Origin of the sequence: Dendronalium phyllosphericum CENA369 (genome assembly GCF_016056275.1) — a bacterium.
Lineage (GTDB): Bacteria > Cyanobacteriota > Cyanobacteriia > Cyanobacteriales > Nostocaceae > Dendronalium > Dendronalium phyllosphericum.
On sequence record NZ_JAECZA010000172.1, the window covers coordinates 665 to 2,105 of the forward strand.

1 protein-coding gene is annotated in these 1,441 nt (G+C 41.8%); it reads left to right on the plus strand.

Annotated elements, in window-relative coordinates:
* Positions 1 to 126: 126 nt before the first annotated feature.
* Positions 127 to 1,441 (plus strand): LPS-assembly protein LptD (locus tag I8752_RS21960; protein ID WP_214434400.1); only part of this gene is annotated, 1,315 nt, incomplete at its 3' end.

Genomic DNA, 1,441 nt, shown 5'->3' on the forward strand with positions numbered 1-1,441 from the left:
TTTGAAGCGCTCGCTTCTGTTCAAAATCAGACAGGAATCGAAACTTTGATCCACGCAATCGCTTACGGAAATGCCAAAAACAGGTATGCTCTAGCGGGTCTATTGATGCGTACTTCGGAGTAACTAGTGAAAAATCACCCTTTACAGGGGTTGGTAATTGGGATAGTCAGCACTTTTCTGGCTAGTTCTTTAGTCGCTGACGACCTAACTAAGACGCCACCGCTGATTTGGGATTCTCCTTGCACCACCCCCCTTCCACCTCGATGCGATGTGTGTCCTCTTATCTGTTTACCCAATGCGAAGGAAGGAGATCAGATCGTCGTCAATCTTAAAAATCCTCTTTATGAAAATGGGATCCTCTTCACAAACGAAGGAGGACTTCTTGTTGGACCATCGATTCGAATACAGGCAAAGATCATTAAGTACACGAGACAAATGGAGCAAGAGTCAAAGATACTATTTGCTTCTTGCTCACAAGACGTACTCATTGACTATCACAATCAAACACTTGCAGCAGATGGCATCGAATACGACTTCATGAATCAGTGTGGATTTTTAACTCGAGGAAGAGTTGCTGTTTTACCTTGGTACATTGAAGGTGCAAGAATTGAGCTTTGCCCAAATGGCAATGTTATTTTTCACGATGCTTTTATCACTACTTCCGAAGGAGAAAACAAAGACCTAAAACTCATCGCATCAAAAGTTGAGATTACACCTGACAAACAACTGACAGCCACAGATATCCGTTTTAGATTGAAAGAAGTGCCTTTATTTTGGTTTCCAAAAATTTCGCTTGATCTCTCAAAAGATTATGAACCTCCCGTTGCAGTCACTTTTGGATGGGGAGGATATCCAGGAACACATATTGGCCTTCGAGCAAAGCTTTTTAGTTGGAAAGACTTTTCTGCTTATGGAAGAGTCGATGGATTTTTAGGGCATGGTGCAGGCGCAGGGATTGAAACTCAATACTGTTCTTCAGTTCGTTCAACTGAATTTTATACTCGAAATTACTACGTTCACGATTTGCCACTTTACGATCCTGAGAAAAAGGATCGGTATCGTTTTCAAGGCTCATTCTTTGATCGCTCACTTGCTGGAAATATCACCTTAAACGTCGTTTATGATGTGGTCAGTGATGGGCAAATGGCTCAGTATTACAATTTGGAAGACTTTGAAGATATCCCTGCAGGAAGAACAGCCCTAGATTTGCGGCAGCAACATGAGAGTTGGATTGCACGTCTCAAAGCAAATGTTCGAGTCAATGATTTCCAATCGATTAGTCAAGAGCTTCCACAGCTCGAATGGACATTAAGACCCTTTGATATCCCTTCTGGAATTATTTTCGATGGGATCTTTCGGTTAGGCTTTTTACGCTACGATTACTCAAATGCTATTTTTACAACAGTGCTTCCTTCAGGAGAATTTGTAAGGCCTTCTGATT